This is a genomic window from Bradyrhizobium sp. KB893862 SZCCT0404 (assembly GCF_018130885.1).
Taxonomy (GTDB): Bacteria; Pseudomonadota; Alphaproteobacteria; order Rhizobiales; family Xanthobacteraceae; genus Bradyrhizobium; species Bradyrhizobium stylosanthis.
The window spans coordinates 130,291-154,272 of the sequence record NZ_JAFCLT010000011.1; the positions used below are offsets into that span (position 1 = coordinate 130,291).

General features: G+C 65.2%; 25 protein-coding genes and 1 tRNA gene. 12 read left to right on the top strand and 14 right to left on the bottom strand.

The window, feature by feature from the left end; translation table 11 throughout:
• Positions 1-29: 29 nt before the first annotated feature.
• Together JQ617_RS33680 and JQ617_RS33685 are read right to left on the bottom strand one after the other, a co-directional pair.
• Entirely contained in the window at positions 30-563 is a 534-nt protein-coding gene (locus JQ617_RS33680) for a hypothetical protein (RefSeq protein ID WP_212030130.1), read from the bottom strand.
• Between the two features lie 2 nt (positions 564-565).
• Positions 566-2,011, bottom strand: coding sequence for an LVIVD repeat-containing protein (locus JQ617_RS33685; protein WP_212030131.1), 1,446 nt, complete (start codon positions 2,009-2,011; stop codon positions 566-568).
• 233 nt (positions 2,012-2,244) lie between these two features.
• Between JQ617_RS33685 and JQ617_RS33690 the strand changes: the two genes are divergently transcribed.
• Genes JQ617_RS33690 through JQ617_RS33700 form a run of 3 tightly spaced genes read left to right on the top strand, consistent with a single transcriptional unit; the run spans position 2,245 to position 3,531 of the window.
• Positions 2,245-2,559: an ArsR/SmtB family transcription factor gene (locus tag JQ617_RS33690; protein WP_063687468.1), complete on the top strand. Its 315-nt coding sequence runs from the start codon at positions 2,245-2,247 to the stop codon at positions 2,557-2,559.
• The gene (locus JQ617_RS33695) at positions 2,552-3,022 is read left to right on the top strand and encodes an SRPBCC family protein (protein ID WP_212030132.1); all 471 of its coding nucleotides are present in this window, start codon (positions 2,552-2,554) and stop codon (positions 3,020-3,022) included. The genes JQ617_RS33690 and JQ617_RS33695 overlap by 8 nt, the downstream gene beginning before the upstream one ends.
• A complete protein-coding gene (locus JQ617_RS33700) occupies positions 3,019-3,531 on the top strand; it encodes an SRPBCC family protein (RefSeq protein ID WP_212030133.1) in 513 nt (170 codons plus the stop codon). The genes JQ617_RS33695 and JQ617_RS33700 overlap by 4 nt, the downstream gene beginning before the upstream one ends.
• 161 nt (positions 3,532-3,692) lie before the next feature.
• On the opposite strand, the gene JQ617_RS33705 is transcribed toward JQ617_RS33700, so the two are convergent.
• Entirely contained in the window at positions 3,693-4,463 is a 771-nt protein-coding gene (locus tag JQ617_RS33705) for a DUF2189 domain-containing protein (protein ID WP_212030134.1), read from the bottom strand.
• A gap of 237 nt (positions 4,464-4,700) precedes the next feature.
• On the opposite strand from JQ617_RS33705, the gene JQ617_RS33710 reads away from it, so the two are divergent.
• The gene (locus JQ617_RS33710) at positions 4,701-6,932 is read left to right on the top strand and encodes an ATP-binding protein (RefSeq protein WP_212030135.1); all 2,232 of its coding nucleotides are present in this window, start codon (positions 4,701-4,703) and stop codon (positions 6,930-6,932) included.
• Between the two features lies 1 nt (position 6,933).
• Here the strand turns inward: JQ617_RS33710 and JQ617_RS33715 are convergent, their stop codons facing one another.
• The 6 genes from JQ617_RS33715 to JQ617_RS33740 form a co-directional block, all read right to left on the bottom strand.
• Positions 6,934-7,377, bottom strand: a complete 444-nt coding sequence (locus JQ617_RS33715; RefSeq protein ID WP_212030136.1) for a hypothetical protein — start codon at positions 7,375-7,377, stop codon at positions 6,934-6,936.
• A 2-nt stretch (positions 7,378-7,379) separates the two neighbouring features.
• A complete protein-coding gene (locus tag JQ617_RS33720) occupies positions 7,380-7,748 on the bottom strand; it encodes a nuclear transport factor 2 family protein (RefSeq protein ID WP_212030137.1) in 369 nt (122 codons plus the stop codon).
• Positions 7,749-7,828: 80 nt separating this feature from the next.
• Entirely contained in the window at positions 7,829-8,296 is a 468-nt protein-coding gene (locus JQ617_RS33725; protein WP_212030138.1) for a MarR family winged helix-turn-helix transcriptional regulator, read from the bottom strand.
• 8 nt (positions 8,297-8,304) lie between these two features.
• Positions 8,305-9,915, bottom strand: coding sequence for an acyl-CoA synthetase (locus JQ617_RS33730; RefSeq protein WP_212030186.1), 1,611 nt, complete (start codon positions 9,913-9,915; stop codon positions 8,305-8,307).
• Between the two features lie 131 nt (positions 9,916-10,046).
• On the bottom strand, positions 10,047-11,186 hold the full coding sequence (locus tag JQ617_RS33735) for an epoxide hydrolase family protein (protein WP_212030139.1): 1,140 nt from the start codon (positions 11,184-11,186) through the stop codon (positions 10,047-10,049).
• 272 nt (positions 11,187-11,458) lie between these two features.
• Positions 11,459-11,914, bottom strand: coding sequence for a GatB/YqeY domain-containing protein (locus JQ617_RS33740; RefSeq protein WP_063687448.1), 456 nt, complete (start codon positions 11,912-11,914; stop codon positions 11,459-11,461).
• A gap of 75 nt (positions 11,915-11,989) precedes the next feature.
• Between JQ617_RS33740 and JQ617_RS33745 the strand changes: the two genes are divergently transcribed.
• On the top strand, positions 11,990-12,358 hold the full coding sequence (locus JQ617_RS33745; protein WP_212030140.1) for a hypothetical protein: 369 nt from the start codon (positions 11,990-11,992) through the stop codon (positions 12,356-12,358).
• A gap of 4 nt (positions 12,359-12,362) precedes the next feature.
• Here the strand turns inward: JQ617_RS33745 and JQ617_RS33750 are convergent, their stop codons facing one another.
• Entirely contained in the window at positions 12,363-13,064 is a 702-nt protein-coding gene (locus tag JQ617_RS33750; RefSeq protein ID WP_212030141.1) for an alpha/beta fold hydrolase, read from the bottom strand.
• A gap of 146 nt (positions 13,065-13,210) precedes the next feature.
• Between JQ617_RS33750 and carA the strand changes: the two genes are divergently transcribed.
• Positions 13,211-14,401 (top strand): glutamine-hydrolyzing carbamoyl-phosphate synthase small subunit, encoded by a 1,191-nt coding sequence (gene carA / locus JQ617_RS33755; RefSeq protein ID WP_212030142.1) that lies wholly within the window; start codon positions 13,211-13,213, stop codon positions 14,399-14,401.
• A 47-nt stretch (positions 14,402-14,448) separates the two neighbouring features.
• Here carA and JQ617_RS33760 read toward each other — a convergent pair whose 3' ends face one another.
• Complete coding sequence (locus tag JQ617_RS33760; RefSeq protein ID WP_212030143.1) at positions 14,449-14,664, bottom strand: hypothetical protein; 216 nt, start codon at positions 14,662-14,664, stop codon at positions 14,449-14,451.
• A 149-nt stretch (positions 14,665-14,813) separates the two neighbouring features.
• Here JQ617_RS33760 and JQ617_RS33765 point away from each other — a divergent pair, with 149 nt between their 5' ends.
• Positions 14,814-15,335: a hypothetical protein gene (locus JQ617_RS33765; RefSeq protein WP_212030144.1), complete on the top strand. Its 522-nt coding sequence runs from the start codon at positions 14,814-14,816 to the stop codon at positions 15,333-15,335.
• A 139-nt stretch (positions 15,336-15,474) separates the two neighbouring features.
• Here the strand turns inward: JQ617_RS33765 and JQ617_RS33770 are convergent, their stop codons facing one another.
• On the bottom strand, positions 15,475-15,999 hold the full coding sequence (locus JQ617_RS33770) for a Dps family protein (protein WP_212030145.1): 525 nt from the start codon (positions 15,997-15,999) through the stop codon (positions 15,475-15,477).
• Positions 16,000-16,103: 104 nt separating this feature from the next.
• Here JQ617_RS33770 and JQ617_RS33775 point away from each other — a divergent pair, with 104 nt between their 5' ends.
• Entirely contained in the window at positions 16,104-16,805 is a 702-nt protein-coding gene (locus JQ617_RS33775; RefSeq protein ID WP_212030146.1) for a class I SAM-dependent methyltransferase, read from the top strand.
• A 54-nt stretch (positions 16,806-16,859) separates the two neighbouring features.
• Positions 16,860-16,935 (top strand) — tRNA-OTHER (locus tag JQ617_RS33780).
• Positions 16,936-17,158: 223 nt separating this feature from the next.
• Here JQ617_RS33780 and JQ617_RS33785 read toward each other — a convergent pair.
• On the bottom strand, positions 17,159-17,536 hold the full coding sequence (locus JQ617_RS33785) for an ArsR/SmtB family transcription factor (protein WP_212030147.1): 378 nt from the start codon (positions 17,534-17,536) through the stop codon (positions 17,159-17,161).
• Positions 17,537-17,648: 112 nt separating this feature from the next.
• On the opposite strand from JQ617_RS33785, the gene JQ617_RS33790 reads away from it, so the two are divergent.
• From JQ617_RS33790 to greA, 3 genes are all read left to right on the top strand, one after another.
• A complete protein-coding gene (locus tag JQ617_RS33790; protein WP_212030148.1) occupies positions 17,649-18,818 on the top strand; it encodes an MFS transporter in 1,170 nt (389 codons plus the stop codon).
• A 149-nt stretch (positions 18,819-18,967) separates the two neighbouring features.
• On the top strand, positions 18,968-22,432 hold the full coding sequence (gene carB, locus JQ617_RS33795; RefSeq protein WP_212030149.1) for a carbamoyl-phosphate synthase large subunit: 3,465 nt from the start codon (positions 18,968-18,970) through the stop codon (positions 22,430-22,432).
• A gap of 208 nt (positions 22,433-22,640) precedes the next feature.
• Positions 22,641-23,114 (top strand): transcription elongation factor GreA, encoded by a 474-nt coding sequence (greA, locus tag JQ617_RS33800; RefSeq protein WP_018643807.1) that lies wholly within the window; start codon positions 22,641-22,643, stop codon positions 23,112-23,114.
• 361 nt (positions 23,115-23,475) lie between these two features.
• On the opposite strand, the gene JQ617_RS33805 is transcribed toward greA, so the two are convergent.
• Entirely contained in the window at positions 23,476-23,955 is a 480-nt protein-coding gene (locus tag JQ617_RS33805; RefSeq protein ID WP_027547667.1) for an Lrp/AsnC family transcriptional regulator, read from the bottom strand.
• Between the last annotated feature and the right edge of the window lie 27 nt (positions 23,956-23,982).

Sequence of the window (23,982 nt, forward strand, 5' to 3'; positions counted from 1 at the left end):
GCAGAGGGTATGGAGACATCACCCCGCCCTCACCGCCCATCCAGGGCCGCCATCGTCCACCGCTTCATCTCCTGCGTCTCCAAAAATGCCAGCGCCGCAGGTTGCACCGTGCCTGCATCGCCACGCCCCTGTGCCGCAGCAACGAACAGATCGCAGTGGCGCGAGACAGCGATGCCGATCGCGGCGCCATCCGAATGGCCGAGATGGTAGCGCCTCGCACGGCCGCGCAGCTCGGCGATACCCACCTCCTCACCCGGTGCGATCGCCACGAAGCGCGGACTGATCAGATCGATATCGGCGACGCGATCGACCTCGTCATCGTCGGCGACCCCGCGGTCGCAATTGCAGAAACCGCGTTTGGCACGGACGTAGAGCTCGGCCCCTGCGCAGGCGCCGTCGCAGCGGAAGGCGCGCCCGGCGGGCCAACCGTCGCGCGGGAACGGCCAGGCGATCTCCCGCCAATGCGCCACCTGTTGCGCCGGCGGCGCCGCAAGCTGATAGGCCGCCGCGCCGGACGCACCGAGCGCGATGACCAGGGCCGCGATCGCCGTCCCGCGCCGCATCGTCAGTTCTTCGGCAGGCCGGCCACGGCGCGCGCCGGCCCGGTCAGCTCGAGGATGTGTAGGCCGGTATTGGCGCGGTCGACGATGTAGATGTAGCCGCGATCGTCGGTCTCGACATTGTTGGTCTGGATCGCGACCTTGCAACGCTCGCCGCCCTCGACCGGGATGCAGCGCTTGTCGGTCGCCTGCGTGATCGACGGGATGAAATAACCGACCTCCCTGGGGTGATAGGGATCGCGGATGTCGAGCGCGCGCACCCCGGCGTTGAAGAAGGCGATGAAGGCCATCTTCTTGTAATAGACCGGCGCCATGCTCTCGTTCGAGGAATGCGAGCCGAACCGGCCGCCGCGCTGGCAGAACTGTCCGCTCGCCTCCGGCACGGTGTAGCTCGAGATCATCATCGGCCGGTTCTCGGTGGTGACGTCGGCGAACCACACCATCTGCCTGGCCTCGCCGCATTCGTTCAGGATCGCCTCGTCCACGATCATGACGATGTCGCGGGTCTTGCCGTCCTTGTCCTCGGCGAACTCCGCAACGGGCATGTCGAGCATCGGGAACGTCGTGTGCGCGCCGTTGAAGGCGGACATCGGCATCCGCGCGATCTCGGGAAAACGGAGATTGTCCGGCGTCGGCTCCTTCGGACCGGTCAGCAGCTTCTCGCGATCGACGATCTGCAGGATGCCGCCCTTGTTGGTGCCGTAGCCGAAATAGACGCGGTTGCCGTTCGGGCCGGTCGAGATCGGCCCGTGCAGCTCGGTCGGCACCGCGCCGGTCGAGCCCGGCTCCTGGCCCGGCAGTCCGAAGTCGCGGATCTTCTGCGGGTGCGCGGGATCGCTGAGATCGTAGATCTGCGTCATGCGCCGTGTGCGCCAGTCCGGTGCGCCCGAAACGAGGAAGGCGATGCCGGTGTCGCATTCCCACCAGCTCTTGTGCGTGTCCTTCAAGCCGGCGATACGCGTGAGGAGCACGGGACTGGCGGGATCAGTGACGTTCCAGATCTCGTGCGCCTCGCTGCCGAAGGTGCGCAGCATGTAGACCGCAGCAGGATCGCCTTTCGGCAACGTCTTGCCGTCGCAGACCCGCACCATCTGCGCACCGCCCGATTCGTACTTGCCCTCCTGTCCCGGCAGATGCCGCAGGTATTTCGGACGTGCGGGATCGGTGACGTCGACGATCGAGGTTCCGTTCGGCTCCGCCTGCCCCGTCATCGGATTGACGGGAGCGGGCACGTCGTCGGTGCCGCCGTGATGGCCGATATAGGCAATCCAGCGGTCGCCCTGGTGGTGGATGGTCGGCTGATAGGCGCTGCGCGCCTGGAGGTCGTTGCTGCCGACCAGCTTCATGTTGGAAGCTTCCGGCGGCGCGCCGATCGTTTGCTTCTGCGCGTGGACGAGAGAGCTGCAGGCGAAAAGGACGAGGCTTGCAGCAGTCAGGACGCAACGGAACATCAATGTCCTCCCCGGAACCAATCTGCGTTGGCTGAGATGAAACGCTAACACGGACAAAGGCGCGCAGCCAAAACACGATTTCTCCAGCCGTCATTCCGGAAACCGCGCAGCGGTTATCCGGAATCTCGAGATTCTCAGGTGCGCAATTGCGCACCATGGTTCGACGCTAACGCGCCGCCCCGGAATGACATCGCGCTTGACACGCAACCATTCGGTTGCCTATTATCGCCGCCATGGATGAGGTCTTCAAAGCGCTCGCCGATGCGTCACGACGTTCGCTCTTGGACAGGCTTCACGCCAGGAACGGCCAGACACTGAACGAACTTTGCGAGGGCCTTGCGATGACGCGGCAGGCCGTCACGAAGCACCTTGTCATCCTCGAAGAGGCCAATCTGGTCACGACCATCAGGCATGGCCGCGAGAAGCTGCACTACCTCAACCCGGTGCCGATCCATCAGATCGGCGAACGCTGGATCAGGAAATTCGAGCGCGGCAAGCTCGCCGCGCTCGGGGAGTTGAAACGTCAGTTGGAGAAGCGCGATGAGTAAGCCGCAATTCGTCTATGTGAGCTATATCGAGACCACTCCGGAAAAACTGTGGGAGGCCCTGACCTCGAGCGAGTTCACGAAGCAATACTGGTTCGGTGCCGAGGTCAGGTCGGACTGGAAGATCGACTCGCCCTTCGCCCTCCTGCTCGACGGCGAGATCACCGATTCCGGCGAGATCCTGCAGGCCGATCCGCCACGGCTGCTGTCCTACAGCTTCAAGCACCACAAATTCGCGGAACTGCGCGGCGAGCCGATCTCGCGCGTCGTCTTCACCATCGAACCATTCGGATCGCTCGTGCGTTTGACCGTGCTGCATGACGGCTTCGTCGAAGGCGGCAAATATCTCGGCGCCGTCTCCAACGGCTGGCCGGCGATCCTGTCCCAGCTCAAGAGCCTGCTGGAGACCGGCAAGCTGCTCGGCATTCCGCGCGCAGCCCTCAACAAGGGATTCGACGCAAAATGACCCCCGACCAGTTCAAGCCGCTGACGGTCTACACCATCTACATCGCTTCCACGCCGCAGAAAGTGTGGGAGGCGCTGACCTCCGCGGAGTTCAGCACGCAATATTTCTTCGGCAATGCCGTGGCGGTCGAACCGCGCCTTGGCGGCGCGTTCATCGTGCGGACGCCCGACGGCGCGCTGCACATCAGCGGCGAGGTTCTCGCCTACGATCCGCCGCGCAAGCTCTCCGTCACCTTCAACGTCAACTGGCCGGAGCTGATCGAGAAGCTCGGACCGACGCTCGTGACCTACGAGATCGAGCAGGTCGGCGATGCGGTCCGGCTCACCATGAGCGAAGGCCACGACCGGCCGCTCAGCGACGACATCCTCGAAGGCGGACGGCAGGGATGGCCGGCGATCCTCTCCAGCCTCAAGAGCGTGCTCGAGACCGGCAAGCCGCTGTCCGTGAAAATGGGCCCGCCGCAGCGGATGCTCGCCGCGCTGAAGGCGATGGGGATCAAGACGCCGTAGGTTGCTGTCGTCCCGGGGCGCGCGAAGCGCGAGCCCGGGACCCATAACCACAGGAAACGGTTTGGCGAAGACTCGCGGCTGCCAGTCGGCCTCACATTTCTCCCTGGGGTTATGGGCCCCCGCCTTCGCGGGGGCGACGACCTCGATGGTATCAACAACCGCTACACCGGCACCACCAGCCGCCGATAGAGGTGCCACGTCGCGTGCCCCAGCACCGGCAGCGTCACCACCAGCCCCAGGAAATACGGCAGCGCCGAGACGATCAGCAGCATCACGATGACGGCGGCCCACCCGATCATCGGCAGCGGGCTCGTCACCACCGCACGCACGCTCGTCACCATCGCGGTGACGAAATCGACCTCGCGGTCGAGCAGCAGCGGAAACGACACCACGGTGAGCGAGAACAGAATCAGCGACAGCGCCGCGCCGACCGCATTGCCGATGGCGAGGAACAGCAGGCCCTCGTTGGTCGTCAGCACCACCGTCATGAACTCCTGCAGGCTCGAGAACGAGGCGTGCAGGCCGAGCAGCAGCGCGATCAAGAGGCGCACCTGGTACATCCAGATCACGAACACGAACAGCGTGACGAACGCCATCCAGCCGATCTCGCTGCGCGAGCGGATCGCGGACCAGATCGCGCCGAACGAAACGGGCTCGCCGCGCTCGCGGCGGCGGCTGACTTCGTAGAGACCGATCGCCACGAACGGCCCGATCAATGCGAAGCCGGCGGCCAGGGGATAGACCAGATAGACCATGCCGAAGGCGGTGAGGCAGAGCATGATGGCAATGCCGCCGCCCGCATAGAGCGCGCCGAAGCAGAGTCCATAGAGAGGCAGCGCCTGGAAATCGCGCAGGCCCTCGACCAGCGCCTCGGCAATGTCGGTCGCCGCGACGGGACGAACCACCGGATCGACCTTGCCCGAGATGGACATCAGCTCCCTCCTCATTTTCAGGCGCGATCTTCGTCGCACGCGGGCTCGATCCTAGCGCCCCGCGCGGCCCCGCGCACGTGCAAGTTGACCGCCCGCTGACGGTATCCGGGAACATCAACGAATTCTTTCACCATCAGGACGTTTTCCGCAGGATGGCTATGGACGGAGCGGATGGTGGTGCCGCAAATTGTACCTTCGAACCAGCACACGCGATGACCGGACTGGACCATTCGAACGATGAGCTTGCGTACCCGGCTACTGATCCTCGTCATCGCGGCCATGCTGGTGCCGGCGGGTCTCGTCGGCGTGCGCTTCGTGCAAAACCGGAGCAGCGACATCAACGCGGCGCTCGCCAATCTGACGGCAGCGGCCGACGAGATCGCAGGCGATCTCGACGAGAAGATTCAAGGCACCGCCCAGCTCCATTATGGCCTGTCGCGCGCGCGCGACCTCGACACGCGCGACAAGGCGGCGTGCTCGGCCTTTCTATCCGACGTGCGCGAAGAGTACCCGCAGTTCACCGGCATATTGACCATCGATCCCGACGGCAGCCTGTTCTGCGACTCGCTGCGGACCAACCGCACCCTCGATCTCAGGGATCGCGCTTATTTCAAGCAGGCGCTGGTCTCGCCCGGCGTGGCGCTCGAGCCGGTGTTCGGCCGGCTGACCGGGATATCGGTGCTCCAGATCGCCTATCCGGTGCGATCGGAGGCGGGTGCGCTCAAGCTGATCCTGCTCGCCTCGTTCAACCTGCGCAAATTCGCGGAGTTTCACCACAAGCGGCTGCTGGGTGAGAAGGACATCCTGCTCGTCGACAGCAAGGGCACGGTTTTGGTCGCTCCCTCCGGGGGCGGCTGGACCGTGCCGGTCGGCGGATCGATCGCGGGATCCGAGCTGCTGCGCTTCGCGGCGACGCCGGACCAGCAGGCGTTTCAGGAGGTGACCGATCGCGAAGGCCGCACGCAGGTCTGGGCCGTCGCGGCCCGCTCGTTACTGGCCCGCAATGCCGGCCTGTACATCCTGGTCGGGCGATCCAAGGACGGCCTCGTCGCGGCGGCGAACCGCCGGCTCTACGAGGACATGGCGATTCTCGCGGTCGCCTCGCTGCTGTTGCTGGCCGCCGTCTGGATCCTTGCGACCGTGAGCGTCGGACGCCAGGTCGGGCGGCTCGCTGCGATGGCGAAGAAGCTTGGGCGCGGCGATCTCAGCGCGCGCATTCCTGCGCCCCATCCGCGTGGCGAGCTCGGCGGGCTGATGACGCTGCTCAACGACACCGCCGAGTCACTGCAGCAGCAGCGCGCCGACATCGCCGACCTCAGCCAGAAGCTCAGCCAATCGCAGAAGATGGAAGCCATGGGCCAGCTCACCGGCGGCGTGGCGCATGATTTCAACAATCTCCTGACCGTCATTCTCGGCAATTCGGAGCATCTTGCCGATCGCCTGGCGGGCGACAGGGAATTGCACCGGATCGCCGGCGACATCGCGACCGCCGCCGAGCGCGGCTCCGACCTGACGCGCAGCCTGCTCGCCTTCGCGCGCAAGCAACCCCTGAGGCCGCGCGACATCGACATTGCCGGCAAGCTGCTCGACATGGAGCCGCTGTTGCGCAGGTCGCTGGGCGAGCACATCGAATGCACCTTCGCGCTCGACGCGGATCTCTGGATGACCAGCGTCGATCCCGGCCAGCTGGCGACGGCCCTGCTCAACCTCGTGCTCAACGCGCGCGACGCCCTGCCCGACGGCGGCAAGCTGACGGTCGAGGCACGCAACATTTCGCTCGGCGAAACCGACCTCGACGTCAACGGCGAGTCGCGGCCGGGGGACTATGTCATGGTGGCCGTGACCGACACCGGCACCGGCATGACCGCCGAGGTGGCGGGCCGCGCCTTCGAGCCGTTCTTCACCACCAAGGAGGTCGGCAAGGGGACCGGGCTCGGCCTCAGCATGGTCTACGGATTCGTGCGCCAGTCCGGCGGCCTCGTGCAGATGCAGTCCGAACCGGGACATGGCACTGTCGTCAGGCTGTTCTTTCCCCGCCTTGCGACGGCTCCGGCCGAGGAGCCCGCTCCCAGTGAGCAGACCGTCGTCTCCGAGGGCAGCGAGACCATTCTCGTCGTCGAGGACGACGACATGGTGCGGGCCTATGTCGAGAGCGAGTTGAAGGCGCTGGGCTACCGCGTGCTTGCGCGGTCGAACGGTCCCGCGGCGCTGGACCTGCTGCGCCAGCGCGGGGACATCCATCTGCTGTTCACCGACGTCGTGATGCCCGGCGGCATGTTCGGGCCGGAGCTTGCGCGGCAGGCCGTTCAATTGCGGCCCGGGCTCAAGGTGCTCTTCACCTCCGGCTACACCCAGAATCCGGTCAAGACGCCCGACGGGGTCGGCGCCGCCCGCATCCTGACAAAGCCGTTCCGGCGCAAGGATCTCGCCGCGATGCTGCGGGCCGCGTTGTCCGCGCCGCCGCGATAGATCAGGACGAGAACGCGAGCTGGAGCGCGACGGCGAGATTGGCCGCGAACAGCCCCGCATCGATGACGAAGATGCGGAGCATCGGCCCCTTCAGCACCGGCCAGTAGGCGACGCCGACGCGGCCGCCGCGCATCAGCACGGGAACGTTATAGACGAACTGGCTGAAGTGGCAGGCGGAGAAGAACAGGAACAGCACGATCTGCGCCTGCAGCGGCTGGAAGAAAGCCGGACGCGCGGCCAGGAGATAGAACGACAGCAGCCCGATCGGCAGGTTCATACCGCCCAGGAATGCGACGCTCGCCGCTAGCGTCGGCGCGATCGGATTCCCGCGCTCTTCCCGCGGCAGCAATATCTTCAGCGTGTTGGTTTGCGCGATGCTGAACTGGATGAAGGCGCCGACGAACCAGAGCGCGTTGAGAAGCAGGACGATGTCGAGAAGACGCATGGCTATTTCCCGTAAAAGGCTTCGCTGCGCACCACGCGGCCCGCATCGTCGAAGTCCATGAATTCGCTGGCGCGCGTGCCGCCCAATTGCCACCACACCGTCAGGCGCGAGATGGTCTCGTCCCAGCTCCAGCTCAGGATCTTCAGGTCGGCGCTTTCGATGTGGCCATAGGCCCGCCGCCAATAGGCGCGGATGTTCTCAGCACCGGTGACGACCGGGGAGCCGGTCAATTCGAGCGCGAGAGGGCTGCGCATCTGCGCGTCGTCGGCAAAATGCGCGACGACCGCGTCGATGTCGACCTTGCACCAGCTCGCGCACCATGCCGCGACGAAGGGTCCGGCGGCGGCGCTGCTCATCTTCCCTGCGCTCATGGCGGAGCCCTCCCCGGCTCGTTGGCCCGGAAAGTGGCAAAGCCGCGCTCTCATGTCAACTACATTGACTTGAGGCGCCTTCAATTATTGTCGGCGATCGCCTCCATGACGGCCATCCAGGCCGCCGCGCCCGAGGCGCCGGCGCGATCGAACGCCTGACGCATGACCTTGCGCTCGTGGTCCGAGGCCCTTTGCTCGATGCGTTGGCCTGCGGCCGTGAGCCGCAGCAGCTTCGAGCGATGCTGCTCGGGCGCGCGCTGCGACGTCAGGAGCTTGCGCTCCAGCAGCAGATTGAGCGGCCGGTTCAGCGCCTGCTTGGAAATGCCGAGAACCTCGATCAGCGCACCGATCGCGATGTCGGGCCGGCGCGCCACGACGTAGAGGATGCGATGGTGCGAGCGCGACAGGCCCTGCTTGGCAAGATAGTCGTCGGCCTCCAGCGTCATCCCGCGCCAGCCGTAATACATGAGCTCCAGCGCCGCATCGAGCTCGTTCAGCTTCGCAAGCGAGGCGCGATGCAGCCCCGCGGCTGGAGACGTCTTTGGCATCGAGAAATCTAACCCTTCGCCCGCAACTCGCGCCGCAGCACCTTGCCCGTGGCCGTCATCGGCAGCGTCTCGGCGAACTCCACATAGCGCGGATATTCGTGCGCGGCGAGCTGCACCTTCACGAACTCCTGGATCTCGCGCGCGAGCGCATCGCCGGCGGCAAAGCCAGGACGCAGCACGATCCAGGCCTTGATGGACTCGGTGCGGATCGGATCGGGAATGCCGACCACCGCGGCCATCGCGACCGACGGATGCTTCATCAGCGTGTGCTCGATCTCGGACGGGCCGACGCGATAGCCGGCGGTGGTGATGACGTCGTCCTCGCGGCTGACGTACCAGAAATAGCCGTCCTCGTCCTGCACGCCGAGATCGCCGGTGAGCAGGAACTCGCCGGCATATTTCTTCGCGGTCGCCTCCGGATTGCGCCAGTATTCGAGCATCGTGCATGGACACGGCTGCCGCACGCCGATGATGCCGCGCTGGCCGCGCGGTTGCTCCTCGCCCTTGTCGTTGACGATGCGGACGTCGAAGCCCGGCGTCGCCTTGCCCATCGATCCCGGGCGGATCGGAAACAGGTTCGAGTTGCTGCCGATCACGAGGTTGCACTCGGTCTGGCCGAACACTTCATGCGCGTCGATGCCGAAGGTCTCGCGCACCCAGCCGAGCAGCTCGCCGCCGAGGGATTCGCCGCCGGTGAAGATGCTGCGCAGCTTCACGCCCGCATGCTTCACGCCGGCCTGCCGCATCAGCTTCAGCGCGGTCGGCGGCAGGAAGACATTGCGCACGCCAAGATCGGCCATCATCTGCATCGCCGCCTGCGGCTCGAATTTTCGCGCGCGGTGGCCGACCAGCGGGATGCCGTGATACCAGAACGCGAACAAGCCGTTGACGAGGCCGCCGATCCAGGCCCAGTCCGCCGGCGTCCACATGAGATCGCCCGGCCGCGGCAGGAAGTTGTGACACATCTCCACGTTCGGCAGATGGCCGAGCACGACGCGATGCGCGTGCAACGCGCCCTTCGGATTGCCCGTGGTGCCCGAGGTGTAGATGATCAGCGCGGGACCGTCGCATGAGGTGTCGACGCGCGCGAAGTCGGGCAATGCGGCCTTCACCGCATCCCAGAACGACTGCGCGCCTGCGGGTACATGCTCGCCGACGACATAGACGTTCTTCAGATCGGGCAGACGATCGCGAATCTTGGAGAGCTTCTCCCAGCCGCCCTCGTCGGTGACGATCGCCTTGGCCTGCGAGTTCGACAGGCGGAACTCCAGCGCGTCCTCGCCGAACAGCGCGAACAGCGGGATCGAGATCATGCCCGACCGGAACGCCGCCATATGCGCGACCGGCAATTCCAGCGACTGCGACAGGAACACCGCGACGCGGTCGCCGCGCAACAGGCCATCCGCCTTCAGCACATTGGCAAAGCGGCGCGACATCTCGGCGACCTCGTCGAAGGAGGTGCGCGTCGTCGCACCGCTCTCGTCGACATAGACCAGCGCGAGGCGCCCGGTGCCGTCGGCATGACGGTCGCAGCAGGCTTCCGCCATGTTGAATCGATCAGGCACGTCCCAGCGGAAATTGCGATAGAGCTCGTCGTAGGTCTTGGCTTCGGTCAGCATGGTCTTGGGTCGTTTCCTGGAGGCGCCGTCATGGCCGGGCTCGTCCCGGCCATCCACGTTCTTGTTGGCCATCAGTTTAAGGCCGTGGATGCCCGGGACAAGCCCGGGCATGACGATGGAGGCAGCTCAGCTCACCGCACCGTCGCAAAGAATTTCCTGACATCGCGCACGAACAGCTCCGGCTGCTCGAATGCGGCGAAATGCCCGCCCTTCTCCATCTCGCTCCAATGGGTGATGTTGTGAAAATTGGGCTCCATCCAGCGCCGCACCGGCGTGATGATCTCCTTGGGGAATACGGCGACGCCCGTCGGCACGGTCACTTTCGGCGTGGTGCGGCGTTTGCCAAAACTCTCCCAATAGAGCCGCGCCGATGACGTCGCCGTCTCCGTCGCCCAATACAGCATGACGTTGTCGATTAGCTCGTCCTTGCCAAAGATGTTCTCGGGGTGCCCGTTGCAATCGGTCCAGGCCCAGAATTTCTCCAGGATCCAGGCCGCCTGCCCGCTCGGCGAGTCCGTCAGGCCATAGCCGAGCGTCTGCGGCCGCGTCGATTGCTGCTTCGAATAGCCGGAGTCGAGATCGACATAATGCTTGAGGCCGGCGAGCGCGCGCTTCTCCTCCGACGTCGGCTCGCCCTCGACCTTCGGCGCGGCGCCGAAGGCGAGCGTGATGTGGATACCGGCGCAGTGCGTGGGGTCCTGCGCGCCGAGCGACGTCGTCACCGCCGAGCCCCAGTCGCCGCCTTGCGCGCCGTAGCGCGCGTAGCCGAGCCGGTCCATCAGCTTCGCCCAGGTCGCGGCGATGCGGTCGACGCCCCAGCCGGTGGTCTTCGGCTTGGCCGAGAAGCCGAAGCCCGGCAGCGACGGGCAGATCACGTGAAACGCATCCGCGGGATTGCCGCCATGCGCGGCGGGATCGGTGAGCGGCGCGATCACTTTCTGGAATTCGACGATCGAGCCGGGCCAGCCATGGGTGATGATCAGCGGCAGCGCCGACGGCTCCTGCGAGCGGACATGGATGAAGTGGATGTCGAGCCCGTCGATCTCGGTGGTGAACTGCGCGAAGCGATTGAGCTTGGCCTCGCGGCCGCGCCAGTCGTAATTGTTGGCCCAGTAGGCGCAGACTTCCCGGATCCATTGCAGCGGCGCGCCCTGACTCCAGTCGTCGACCAGCTCCGCCTCCGGCCAGCGCGTGCGCGCGAGCCGCGATTTGAGATCGGTGAGAATGTCGTCGCTGACGGCGATGCGGAATGGTTTGACGGCGGCGGTCATCGGTTGCTCCCGATCGTTTATGTCGGGAGAGAGTAGACCGAACCGTTGCGGCATCAAAGGTGCCCCTTCTCCCCTTGCGGGAGAAGGTGGCGCGAAGCGCCGGATGAGGGGTATCCATCCGCTTGCTCAATTGCGAGAGGTTCACCCGCGGAGAGAACCCCTCACCCGTCTCGCCGCTTCGCCATAGCCGATGCGAAGCATCGGCGTTCTTAGAACGGCGGCCGGAGGCCGCCTATGCCACCCTCTCCCGCAAGGGGAGAGGGAAGACAGAGCTAGCCCGACAGCGCGGCCTTCACCAGGCCGGACGCCTTGCCGAAATCCATCTGCCCCGCGTATTTCGCGCGCAGCACGGCGATCACCTTGCCCATGTCCTTCATGCCGGCAGCGCCGGTCTCGCCAATCGCGTCCGAGATCGCCTTCTTCACCTCGTCCTCGGACATCTGCTTCGGCAGATAAGCCGAGATCACCGCGATCTCCTCGCGCTCCTGGGCCGCGAGCTCGGCGCGGCCGCCCTTGTCGTAGAGCTCGACCGATTCCTGACGCTGCTTGATCATCTTCTGAAAGACGCCAAGCAGGTCGGCGTCCGACAGCGGCGGCTTGCCCTGCCCGCGTGCGTCGATGTCGGCGTTCTTGATGGTCGAATTGACCATGCGCAGCGTGGACAGCTTGCGCTCGTCCTTGGCCTTCATGGCCTCCTTGACCGCATTGTTGATGTCGTCGCGCAGCATGATCGCCTCGTTTTGGAAACAGTCCGGAAAGACTCGTGGTCTACAACAAGATCCGGGGTCAATATAGGTGCTTGCATGAGGACCGGAAAGCATCTCGCCATGTTGGCGGTCTGCCTTGTGGTGCTCTGGGCAAGCCGTTTCGGCCCCTATTCCTGCGGCACGCTGCCGGGCTTCGCCGGCGAAACCAGCTCGTCCTGGCTCGCTATCGCCGTGAACGGCCTCTTTCTGATCCTTCTGCTGTACCTGCCGGTCTACGACTTCGTCTCTCTGCTGACGTACAAGCTCGGCTGGGAGACAAAGTTCAATCCGCTCGTGGTCTACGAAGGTGAGCACTCGACCACACCGGTCTCGACGACGGCCCGGCGTGTCCTTTACGTGGTCGACATCGCCGTGGTGGGCTTCTTTCTCCTGCCCCTCTGGACCAAGGCCGCCTATTGCGGGTGAGCGCCTAGCTCGCGAGCCATTCGGTCAGCGCCCGCACTGTCGCTTCCGGCTGTTCCGGTTGCGGCAGATGTCCGCAGCGCTCGAGGATCACGAGCCTTGCGCCGGCGATGCCGTCAGCCATTTCCTTCGAGAACGCATTCGGGATCGTGTTGTCGGCATCGCCCGTCAGCACCAGGGTCGGACACCTGATCGCTGCAAGCGTCGGACGTGAATCCACCCGCGCGATGATCGCTGTCTGCTGCCGCAGATAGCCGTCCACGCCGACATCCTCGTCCTGCGCATGCACGAGCTTGAGAATATCGGCATCATCGCGCCGCGACGGATGCACGAGCTCGGGAAAGCTCTCCTCGCGGACGGCGCGAAGCTCGCCGCGCCTTGCGCGCTCCATCAGGCCGCGGCGGCGCGCGGTCGCCTCCGGCGTGTCGGGGCGGGCTTGGGTGTTGATCAGCGCGAGCTTCAAGACCCGCTCGGGCGCCTGGCGCATGATCTCGAGCGCGATGTAGCCGCCCATGGAATGGCCGGCGAGCGCGAAGCGCGGCGGGGCCTCGCGCAGCACCCGGGCGGCGATCGCCGCCATGCTGTCGTCGCGGATATGGTTGGCAATCATCACCGGGCCGAGCCGCCACAAGGCGGGCAGGACCGGCGCATAGATCCGGGCCGAGGAGGCCAGCCCCGGAACCAGCAAAAGCGGGGTGGTCTGGTCCATTATTGCCTCGCAAGCCCCCTAAATTGCCGGAAATTGTGCGGCCGAGCTTAAGTGCCCGCATCGGGCTGTCAAATATGCAAAAACGCATGTGAATCGGCGCATCTGCGCTTTGACGGGCGCGCGCCGGGGGCTTATGAAGCGGGCTCATGACACAACATGACAACGATCCCGCCTGGCCGGACCATAAACCGACCGCGCTCCTCGTGCTTGCCGATGGCACGGTGCTGGAGGGCTTTGGTCTCGGCGCCGAAGGCCACGCCGTCGGCGAGGTCTGCTTCAACACCGCGATGACCGGCTATGAGGAGATCCTCACCGATCCCTCCTATGCCGGCCAGCTCATCACCTTCACCTTCCCGCATATCGGCAATGTCGGTACCAACGAGGAAGACATCGAGACGGTGAACATGGCCGCGACGCCCGGCGCGCGCGGCGTGATCCTGCGTACCGCGATCACCGATCCCTCGAACTACCGCGCCACCCGGCATCTCGACCAGTGGCTGAAGGCCCGCGGCATCATCGGCCTCTCCGGCATCGACACCCGCGCGCTGACCGCGCTGATCCGCAGCAAGGGCATGCCCAACGCGGTGATCGCGCATTCCAAGACCGGCGAGTTCGACCTGCATGGCCTGAAGGAAGAAGCGCGCGAATGGCCCGGCCTCGAGGGCATGGACCTCGTGCCGATGGTCACGAGCGGCCAGCGCTTCACCTGGGACGAAACGCCCTGGCTCTGGGACAAGGGTTTTGGCCGACAGGAGAATCCCGAGTTCAACGTCGTCGCCATCGACTACGGCATCAAGCGCAACATCCTGCGCCTGCTCGCCGGTGTCGGCTGCAAGGTGACGGTGGTGCCGGCAACGACCTCGTCCGAAGACATCCTGGCGATGAAGCCGGATGGCGTGTTCCTGTCGAACGGTCCGGGCGATCCGGCGGCAACCGGCAAGTACGCGGTGCCCGTGATTCAGGACGTCATCAAGTCGGGCACGCCGACCTTCGGGATCTGCCTCGGCCACCAGATGCTCGGTCTGGCCGTCGGCGCCAAGACCAAGAAGATGCATCAGGGCCATCACGGCGCCAATCATCCGGTGAAGGACGAGACCACCGGCAAGGTCGAGATTACCTCGATGAACCACGGCTTCGCCGTGGACGAGGCGACGTTGCCGAAGGGCGCGACGCAGACCCACATCTCGCTGTTCGACGGATCCAATTGCGGCATCCAGCTCGACGGCAAGCCGGTGTTCTCGGTGCAGTATCACCCCGAGGCCTCACCCGGTCCGCGCGACTCCCACTATCTGTTCCAGCGCTTCGCCGACCTGATGCGGCAGAAGAAGAGCGCGTAAGGCATAAAGACCACCCGGCGGATTCATCCGCCGGGTTGGTGACGCCGTCACGGACGCATGAACATGAAGTCCGTGTCGGGGTCGCAATTCTCGGCGTTGAAGCGCAGCTCCGCCTGGATGTCGGCGACGGACCTCGTCTCCAGATATTTCGAAATCACGAGACTGAGCAGGGCGCGGCAGACGGCTTCATGCCCGAGGCCAGTCGTCTCCGCGTCGTCGACGGCCGCCGAGAAATGACGCTGCGCAATCTCGGATGCGTACATGGCGTTCCCTCTCTTTTGCTTTGACTTGCGTGCCCGCCAAGGGCCGCCTGCGCCTTGATCTCCGTCAAGCCGGCGGATTGACTAGGCTCAGGAACCAAGCGACGTGCGCCCGTCTTGATCTCTGGTCTGTTGCTACTCGGAGCCCTGCCATGTCCGTTGTCCGCGACAATGCCGAGCCGCTCGCCATCGTCTTCGAGGACGATGGCCTCGTGCCGAACAACATCCTTCCGTTCCTGGTCTACCAGGGCGCGGTGCAGCTCGATCCGAAGCGTCCGGAAGAGACCGTCGAAAGCCTGTTCGAGCAGAACGGCTGGGGCGGGACATGGCGCAACGGCGTCTACGACTTTCTGCACTACCACGCGACGGTGCACGAGGTGCTCGGCGTTGCGCGTGGGCATGCGCGCGTCCGCTTCGGCGGCGATCATGGCCAGGAGCTCGCGATCAAGGCCGGCGACGTCGCGATCCTGCCCGCCGGCACCGGACATCAGTGCATCAAGGCGAGCGATGATTTCTGCATCATCGGCGCCTATCCGCCCGGTGCGAGGATGGAGGTCACGCGCGCGACGTCCGAGAACCACGCGAAGGCGCTGAAGACGATTCCGAAGGTCGCAGTGCCGCCGGCCGATCCGGTGACCGGCAAGAACGGGGCGTTGATGCGGCTGTGGGGGTAGCAGCACGCGCAGTGCCGTAGGGTGGGTTAGCCGAAGGCGTAACCCACCACCGTCCATCTCCATGGAAACAGAAGAGGTGGGTTACGCCGAGCAGATGCGCTTAGCGCATCTGCAGAGCTAACCCACCCTACAGCAGTGCCTACGCCGCGTTGCTGCCTTCCTGCCGGGTCGCCTCGAACAGGAACCAGGTCCGCCGCTCGGTCTCGTCGATGAAGACTTCGAGGATGCTGGCGCTGGCGACGTCGCCGGCCTCGTCGCAGACGTCGTGCGCCTTGCGCATCGCCGCCGCCACGTGCTTGTTGTCCTGCATCAGCTCGCGCAGCATCTCGCGCGGCGGGACGTAGTCCTCGTTGTTGTCCTTGATGGTCTGGAGCTTTGCGACCTGGCCGATCGATTTCAGCGTGGTGCCGCCGATCTTGCGGACGCGCTCGGCGAGCTGGTCGGTGGTGGCGAAGATCTGGTCCGACTGCTCGTCGAGCAGCAGGTGATAGTCGCGGAAATGCCGGCCGCTGACGTGCCAGTGGAAATTCTTGGTCTTCAGGTACAGCGCGAAGGCGTCGGCCAGCAGCACGTTGAGCGCCTCCGAGACCTTCTTGACCCCATCGGGCGACAGGTCGGTGGGGGTGTCGAGATCGGGCGAGACCTTGTTGTTGCTTTTGCTCACGGGAAACCTTCCTGTTAGGACGCGGACATTGACGGCGCGCCGTCGCACCCCTAACGCAAGGCGGGCAGCGCGGTTCCTAGATAGGAACCGCTGGGCGGGATACCATGGACGATTGGATCGATTATTACGACTCCACGCATACGATCTATGTCAGCAAGCTGCACCGCGACTTGCACTTCCAGATCATCGCGCGGGACATCATCGGCTACATCACCTCGCCCGAGGCGACCGTGCTCGACTATGCCTGCGGCGAGGCGCTGTCGGCAAACCAGGTGGCGGCCGCCTGCGGCAAGCTGATCTTGGCCGAGCCGGCGCCGGGCGTTCGCGGCCGGCTGATCGCGCGGTTCGCCCCCAACACCAAGATCCGCGTCCGCTCGCTCGACGACGTCCGCAACATGCAGGACCAGTCGATCGACCTCGTGGTGATGAACTCGGTCGCCCAGTACATGACGAGCGAGGAGCTCGATGCCGCGCTGCTCAACGTGCGCCGCTTGCTCACCCCGTCCGGCAGACTGGTGCTCGGCGACATCCTGCAGCCCCAGGTCGGCATGTTCAGGGACGTGATGGCGCTGCTCAGCTTCGGCCTGCGTCACGGCTTCTTGAAGGACGCGCTGATCGGGCTGATCAGCACCGCGCTCTCTGATTATCGTCAGCTGCGCTCGAAGATCGGGCTGCAGCGCTACAGCGAGGACGAGATCACCGCCAAGCTGAAAGCAGCCGGCTTCGCGGTCCAGCGCGCCCACACCAATATCGGCCACAATCGCTGGCGCATGACATTCATCGCACGGCCGCCATTGGTTCGTTAAGCATAACAATTAGCCGTTGTAGCTTGTCGCAGTGCAATCGGTAATGTCCGCCCCGGCCCGGTGGCGGAAGCGTCTACGCGAGGGCGGTGCAACGCTCTTCATCCTGGTTCAAATCCAGGCCGGGTCTCCAGCCTTCGCGGCTGACGCCGCTTCGGCTGGGCAAGCCCTGTCGTGGCGAAGGCTGCCTCGACGAAGCCCGAAGGGCGAAGACGGGCACGCTTCGGGGCCACCCCCAAAGCAAAACCTCGAAAACAACCCCATGCACAGTAGACCGCGATGCGCGCGTCGCAGTTCGCTGAGCTTGGCGAACGCATTGACGCTGCGAACAAATCAGCGCCTTGCGCGCAAGCGTCTCATTTTCGGTCAACCTCGACCAATTCGCACTCCGCAAGCAGCGGCAGCCGGTCGGCGTCCTTGGCTGCGGAGCTGAGCACGGCATCGAGCAGGCCGGGGAAACGCGCCTCCAGATCCTCGCGCCGCAGCCGCATGAAGCGGTTGGTGCCTGCGATGCGGGTCTGCATCAGGCCGCAATCGCGGAGCTTGGCGAAGTGATAGGCGAGGTTCGACTTGCCGCTGAGCCCACTGAAGTCGCCGCAGCGCAGCTCGCTGCTGACACGTTCCTGCTGGGCGAGCTGGTAGACGATCGCCAGACGGATCGGATCGCTCAGGCAATCCAGGACCATCGGCAGCTCGATCTGCTCGCGGGTGGGATGGTGCGGCGTGCGGCTCATGATCCCGGAATCATAGCGATGCGACCGCAATGTTCAATAGTTCTTGAACCAATTGACAGCGAAACAGCTTCGTTCGATAGTTCAATAAACATTGAACATTGGATTGTTGGCGATGAGCGTGTTCTGGCTGGCCCTCGGGGCCTTTGCGATCGGCACCGAAGGGTTTGTGATTGCTGGGCTTTTGCCTGCGATCGCGAACGACCTGTCGATTTCGGTCTCGGCCGCCGGGCAATTGGTGACCGCCTACGCCCTCACCTATGCCGTCGGCTCTCCAGTCCTGGCGGTGGCGCTGAACAACATCGACCGCCGGACCGTGCTGGCTCTGGCGCTGGCGACCTTCATCGCCGGAAACCTCGCGGCGATGGTGGCCTCCAACTACGCCTTGCTGCTGGCCTCGCGGATGCTGATGGCGCTGGGCTCCGGCCTCTGCATGCCGACGGCGCTCGCGGTGTCGGTCGCGGTCGCCTCCCCCGAAAGGCGCGGCCGCGCGGTGGCGCTCGTCACTTCGGGCCTCACCGTTGCGACCGTCGTCGGCGTGCCCTTCGGCAATCTCGTCGGCAGCCTGTTCGGCTGGCGCGCGACCTTTGCCATGGTCGCCCTGATCGGCGCCGTCGCGCTCGCGGGCCTGCTGCTCGGGCTGCCCCGCGGCCTGCCCCGCAACACGGCGTCACTCAGCGACCGGCTGGCGGTGGCGCGGCACAGCAACGTGCTGATCGCGCTCGTGATCACGGTCCTATGGGCGCTCGGCGGCTTCACCGTGTTCACCTATTTCGCGGTCCCGCTGCACGGGCTCGGCTTTGATGCCTCGCAGATCAGCCTGGCGCTGCTGGTGTTTGGCGGCGCGGCCGCGATCGGCAACATGCTGGGCGGCGTCCTCGCCGACCGACTCGGCACGCTGACCACCGCAGCCCTCGGGCTCGCCGGCATGGCGAGCGCCCTGATCCTGCATTCGCTGGTGCTGAAGCTGATGCCCGGACAGGCGCATTACGCCGTGCTGGGCGCGATTTTCCTCTGGGGCATCTCGGGCTGGGCGTTCTATCCGGCCCAGATCGCCAGCATCATCCGGATCGAGCCGCAGGCCTCGATGATCGCGCTCTCGCTCAACGCCTCCTCGATGTATCTCGGCTTCGCCATCGGCGGGGCGCTGGGCGGGGCGGTGCTGGCCGCCCTGTCCCCGACCGACCTCGGCTGGATCGGCGGATCGAGCGTTGCGGCCTCGCTTCTGGTGCATCTCGCCCGCGGCTGGCAGGCCCGGCCAAAACCCGTCAAAATTGCCGGTTGATGGGCGTTTTTCGGGGTTTCGCCGCCCCGAAAACTGGTCTAAGACCCACCCGCGCGCGAGGGAAGACCCCGCGCTCTCGGCTCAGGGGACGCGCAGCAAGCGCGCCCTTTTTTTGTGCCTAAATTCCACTTCGACCTCGGCGAGAGTTGATGCCCAAACGTACAGACATCACCACCATCCTGATCATCGGCGCCGGTCCCATCGTGATCGGCCAAGCCTGCGAGTTCGATTATTCGGGCACCCAGGCGGTGAAGACGCTGAAGGAAGAGGGCTACCGCATCGTCCTCGTCAATTCCAATCCGGCCACGATCATGACCGACCCGGAATTGGCCGATGCGACCTATATCGAGCCGATCACGCCCGAGATCGTCGCCAAGATCATCGAGAAGGAACGCCACGTCATTCCCGGCGGCTTCGCGCTGCTGCCGACCATGGGCGGACAGACCGCACTGAACTGCGCGCTGTCGCTGCGCCGGCAGGGCACGCTCGAAAAGTTCGACGTCGAGATGATCGGCGCCACTGCCGATGCGATCGACAAGGCCGAGGACCGCCAGCTGTTCCGCGAGGCCATGACCAAGATCGGCCTGGAGACGCCGAGGTCGCGCCTCGCCAATGCGTCCGAGCTGAAGAAGTCCTTCCGCGACAAGCACCAGGCCGAGCGCGCAAAACTGTCGGGCGCGGCGCTCGAAGAGCTCGACCGCCAGTGGACCCTCGGCGAGAGCGACCGCCGCAAGCGCTATCAGGAATACGCCTTCGGCCAGGCCATGATGGCGCTGTCCGAGATCGGCCTGCCCGCGATCATCCGTCCGTCCTTCACCATGGGCGGCACCGGCGGCGGCATCGCCTACAACAAGGAAGAGTTCCTCGACATCATCGAGCGCGGCCTCGATGCGTCCCCCACCAACGAAGTCCTGATCGAGGAATCCGTCCTCGGCTGGAAAGAGTTCGAGATGGAGGTGGTGCGCGACAAGAAGGACAATTGCATCATCGTCTGCTCGATCGAGAATTTCGATCCGATGGGCGTGCACACCGGCGACTCCATCACGGTCGCGCCGGCGCTGACGCTGACGGACAAGGAATACCAGATCATGCGCGACGCCTCGCTGGCGGTGCTGCGCGAGATCGGTGTCGAGACCGGCGGCTCCAACGTGCAGTTCGGCGTCAATCCCGCCGACGGCCGCATGGTCGTGATCGAGATGAATCCGCGCGTGTCGCGTTCCTCCGCTTTGGCCTCGAAGGCGACGGGCTTCCCGATCGCCAAGGTCGCGGCAAAGCTCGCGATCGGCTACACGCTCGACGAAATCGCCAACGACATCACCGGCGGCGCGACGCCGGCCTCGTTCGAGCCGACCATCGATTACGTGGTGACGAAGATCCCGCGTTTCGCCTTCGAGAAATTTCCCGGTGCCTCCTCCACGCTGACGACCTCGATGAAGTCGGTCGGCGAGGTCATGGCGATCGGCCGCACGTTCCAGGAGAGCCTTCAGAAGGCGCTGCGCGGGCTCGAGACCGGCCTCACCGGCCTCGACGAGATCGAGATCGAAGGTCTCGGCCGCGACGACGACAAGAACGCGATCCGCGCCGCCTTGGGCACGCCGACGCCGAACCGCATCCTTCAGGTCGCCCAGGCGATGCGGCTCGGCTGGTCGAACGAGGACATCTTCAATTCCTGCAAGATCGATCCGTGGTTCCTGAGCGAGATGCGCGGCATCGTCGACATGGAGGAGAAGGTCAAGAAGAGCGGCCTGCCCTCCAACGCGTTCGGCATGCGCACCCTGAAAGCCATGGGCTTCTCGGACGCGCGGCTCGCGGTGCTGGCGCAGACCACGGAGGCCGAGGTGACCGACAAGCGTCACGCGCTCGGCGTCCGCCCGGTCTACAAGCGCATCGACACCTGCGCGGCCGAGTTCGCCTCGCCCACCGCCTACATGTATTCGACCTACGAGGCGCCGTTCGCGGGCGTGCCGGCGGACGAGAGCGCGCCGTCGGACAAGAAGAAGGTCATCATCCTCGGCGGCGGCCCGAACCGCATCGGCCAGGGCATCGAGTTCGACTATTGCTGCTGTCACGCCTGCTTCGCGCTGCATGACGCCGGCTACGAATCCATCATGGTCAACTGCAACCCGGAGACCGTGTCGACCGACTACGACACCGCCGACCGGCTCTATTTCGAGCCGCTCACGGGCGAGGACGTGCTGGAGATCATCGCGAAGGAGCGCAGCAACGGCACGCTGCACGGCGTGATCGTGCAGTTCGGCGGCCAGACCCCGCTGAAGCTGGCGCGTGCGCTGGAGGCCGCCGAAGTGCCGATCCTCGGCACCTCGCCCGACGCCATCGACCTCGCGGAAGACCGCGACCGCTTCAAGCGCGTGCTCGACAAGCTGCGGCTGAAGCAGCCGAAGAACGGCATCGCCTATTCGGTCGAGCAGGCCCGCCTCGTCTCCGCCGATCTCGGCCTGCCGCTGGTGGTGCGCCCGTCCTACGTGCTGGGCGGCCGCGCGATGCAGATCATCCGCGAGGAAAACCAGCTCAACGACTACCTGCTCGGCACGCTGCCGGAGCTGGTGCCGGCCGACGTCAAGGCGCGCTACCCGAACGACAAGACCGGGCAGATCAACACCGTGCTCGGCAAGAACCCGCTGCTGTTCGACCGCTATCTCTCCGATGCCACCGAAGTCGACGTCGACTGCCTCTCCGACGGCAAGGACACCTTCATCGTCGGCATCATGGAGCACATCGAGGAAGCCGGCATCCATTCCGGCGATTCCGCCTGCTCGCTGCCGCCGCACTCGCTCGACGCGAAGATGATCGCGGAGCTGGAGCGGCAGACGCGTGAGCTCGCGCTCGGGCTCGACGTCGTCGGCCTGATGAATGTGCAATACGCGATCAAGGACGGCGACATCTACGTCCTCGAGGTCAATCCGCGCGCCTCGCGCACGGTGCCCTTCGTCGCCAAGGTGATCGGCACGCCGGTCGCCAAGATCGCCGCGCGCATCATGGCCGGCGAGAAGCTCGCCGACTTCAATCTGAAGAAGGCCGAGCTCAGGCATGTCGGCGTCAAGGAATCGGTGTTTCCGTTCGCGCGCTTCCCGGGCGTCGACACGGTGCTCGGCCCCGAGATGCGTTCGACCGGCGAGGTCATGGGCATCGACCGCTCCTTCGCGGTCGCCTTCGCCAAGAGCCAGCTCGGCGGCGGCACGCGGGTGCCGCGCAAGGGCACGGTGTTCGTCTCGGTGCGCGAGAGCGACAAGGTCCGGATCGCCGACGCCGTGCGCCAGCTGCATTCGCTTGGCTTCAAGGTGCTGGCCACCTCAGGCACGGCGCGCTTCCTGACCGATCAGGGCATCCCGGCCGAGAAGGTGAACAAGGTGCTGGAGGGACGACCGCATATCGTCGACGCCATCACCAATGGCGACGTCCAGCTGGTTCTCAACACCACCGAAGGCCCGCAGGCGCTCGCCGACAGCCGTTCGCTGCGGCGCGCGGCCCTCTTGCATAAAGTGCCGTATTACACCACTCTTTCCGGGGCCGTGGCGGCCGCGCAGGGCATCCGCGCCTATCTTGGCGGGGACCTTGAGGTTCGTACCCTGCAGAGCTACTTTTCGGAAACCTGATCGCTAGCGGCGGTAAAGCCGCCGCTAAGTGATTGGCAATGAAGCCACAATGGCCGGAGGAACTGTCCGGCCATGTGGTTGTTCTGTTCCGGCGCCAGACCCACATAACACTCCGGTGGCGGCGTGCTCAGCCCCGGACATAGCGACGAATCAAGGTTGCCGCGCCCTTCCGTTTTGGGGGCGCGCCGGCCGAAGGACGAGAGAAGAGATGGAAAAGGTTCCGATGACCCAGGCCGGCTTTGTCGCGCTCGGGGAAGAGTTGAAGAAGCGCCAGTCCGAGGACCGTCCTCGGATCATCGAGCACATCGCCGAGGCGCGTTCGCACGGAGACCTGTCGGAGAACGCGGAGTATCACGCCGCCAAGGAAGAGCAGTCCCACAATGAGGGCCGCATCGCCGAGCTCGAGGACAAGCTCGCGCGCGCCGACATCATCGACATCTCGAAGCTGTCCGGCGACACCATCAAGTTCGGCGCCACCGTGACGCTGGTCGACGAGGACACCGAGAAGAAGACGGTGTGGCAGATCGTCGGCGAGGTCGAGGCCGACGCCAAGAAGGGCCGCATCTCCATCACCTCACCGCTCGCGCGTGCGCTGATCGGCAAGAAGAAGGGCTCGACCGTCGAGGTCAATGCCCCCGGCGGCGCCAAGGCGTACGAGATCACCAAGGTGGAGTGGCGGTAAAGATTTGCCGCTGCGCTGAGGTTTTGAAAGGGCCGCGCGATGCGCGGCCTTTTTGTTTCGGCGTGTTGCTTGAAGTGTGCAGAGCGCACACTCTCACACGCGTCATTGCGAGCGCAGCGAAGCAATCCAGAATCCCTCCGCCGGAGACAGTCTGGATTGCTTCGTCGCAAGAGCTCCTCGCAATGACGATGTGGGAGCAGCGCCCACCACTCTCGTGTCCCGGACGCGCTGCAACGCGCCGCGTTGCTGCGCAGAGCCGGGACCCAGAAAGCAACACGGGAAGACGCAGTGACATGGGCCCCGGCTCTGCAGCGCACCGCTAAGAAGCGCTGCGCAGCGTCCGGGGCACGAGAGCGGAGAGTTACCGCCGTCCCTTCACGTCCAGCGGCACGGCCGCCTCGTATTTCGAATTGTGCAGCACCAGCGAGGTCCGCACGTTGCGCACGTGCGGGGCGGCGGTGAGGTGGGTGACGAAATCCTGGAAGGTCGCCATGTCGGGCGCGACGCATTTCAGGATGAAGTCGACTTCGCCCGACAGCATCCAGCACTCCCGCACCAGCGGTTCGGCGCGGACGAACTCCTCGAAGGCGCGCAAATCCGCTTCGGCCTGGCTGGACAGGTGAACGGCGGCGAACACGGTGACGTCGAAACCGAGCTTGCGGGCATCGAGCAGGCCGCGATAGCCGTGGATGTAGCCCTCCTCCTCCAGCGCCCGGACCCGGCGCAGGCAGGGCGGCGGCGAGATGCCGACGCGCTTGGCCAGCTCGACATTGGTGATTCGACCGTCGGCCTGAATCTCGGTGAGGATCTTCAGGTCGATCTCGTCTAGGTTCCGCGACACGTGATTGGAACTCCTGGCCTTTGCGGC

Coding starts and splice junctions, on each gene's coding strand:
- JQ617_RS33680 (WP_212030130.1), bottom strand. CDS start 563: ATGCGGCGCGGGACGGCGATCGCGGCCCTGGTCATCGCGCTCGGTGCG.
- JQ617_RS33685 (WP_212030131.1), bottom strand. CDS start 2,011: ATGTTCCGTTGCGTCCTGACTGCTGCAAGCCTCGTCCTTTTCGCCTGC.
- JQ617_RS33690 (WP_063687468.1), top strand. CDS start 2,245: ATGGATGAGGTCTTCAAAGCGCTCGCCGATGCGTCACGACGTTCGCTC.
- JQ617_RS33695 (WP_212030132.1), top strand. CDS start 2,552: ATGAGTAAGCCGCAATTCGTCTATGTGAGCTATATCGAGACCACTCCG.
- JQ617_RS33700 (WP_212030133.1), top strand. CDS start 3,019: ATGACCCCCGACCAGTTCAAGCCGCTGACGGTCTACACCATCTACATC.
- JQ617_RS33705 (WP_212030134.1), bottom strand. CDS start 4,463: ATGTCCATCTCGGGCAAGGTCGATCCGGTGGTTCGTCCCGTCGCGGCG.
- JQ617_RS33710 (WP_212030135.1), top strand. CDS start 4,701: ATGAGCTTGCGTACCCGGCTACTGATCCTCGTCATCGCGGCCATGCTG.
- JQ617_RS33715 (WP_212030136.1), bottom strand. CDS start 7,377: ATGCGTCTTCTCGACATCGTCCTGCTTCTCAACGCGCTCTGGTTCGTC.
- JQ617_RS33720 (WP_212030137.1), bottom strand. CDS start 7,748: ATGAGCGCAGGGAAGATGAGCAGCGCCGCCGCCGGACCCTTCGTCGCG.
- JQ617_RS33725 (WP_212030138.1), bottom strand. CDS start 8,296: ATGCCAAAGACGTCTCCAGCCGCGGGGCTGCATCGCGCCTCGCTTGCG.
- JQ617_RS33730 (WP_212030186.1), bottom strand. CDS start 9,915: ATGCTGACCGAAGCCAAGACCTACGACGAGCTCTATCGCAATTTCCGC.
- JQ617_RS33735 (WP_212030139.1), bottom strand. CDS start 11,186: ATGACCGCCGCCGTCAAACCATTCCGCATCGCCGTCAGCGACGACATT.
- JQ617_RS33740 (WP_063687448.1), bottom strand. CDS start 11,914: ATGCTGCGCGACGACATCAACAATGCGGTCAAGGAGGCCATGAAGGCC.
- JQ617_RS33745 (WP_212030140.1), top strand. CDS start 11,990: ATGAGGACCGGAAAGCATCTCGCCATGTTGGCGGTCTGCCTTGTGGTG.
- JQ617_RS33750 (WP_212030141.1), bottom strand. CDS start 13,064: ATGGACCAGACCACCCCGCTTTTGCTGGTTCCGGGGCTGGCCTCCTCG.
- carA (WP_212030142.1), top strand. CDS start 13,211: ATGACACAACATGACAACGATCCCGCCTGGCCGGACCATAAACCGACC.
- JQ617_RS33760 (WP_212030143.1), bottom strand. CDS start 14,664: ATGTACGCATCCGAGATTGCGCAGCGTCATTTCTCGGCGGCCGTCGAC.
- JQ617_RS33765 (WP_212030144.1), top strand. CDS start 14,814: ATGTCCGTTGTCCGCGACAATGCCGAGCCGCTCGCCATCGTCTTCGAG.
- JQ617_RS33775 (WP_212030146.1), top strand. CDS start 16,104: ATGGACGATTGGATCGATTATTACGACTCCACGCATACGATCTATGTC.
- JQ617_RS33785 (WP_212030147.1), bottom strand. CDS start 17,536: ATGAGCCGCACGCCGCACCATCCCACCCGCGAGCAGATCGAGCTGCCG.
- JQ617_RS33790 (WP_212030148.1), top strand. CDS start 17,649: ATGAGCGTGTTCTGGCTGGCCCTCGGGGCCTTTGCGATCGGCACCGAA.
- carB (WP_212030149.1), top strand. CDS start 18,968: ATGCCCAAACGTACAGACATCACCACCATCCTGATCATCGGCGCCGGT.
- greA (WP_018643807.1), top strand. CDS start 22,641: ATGGAAAAGGTTCCGATGACCCAGGCCGGCTTTGTCGCGCTCGGGGAA.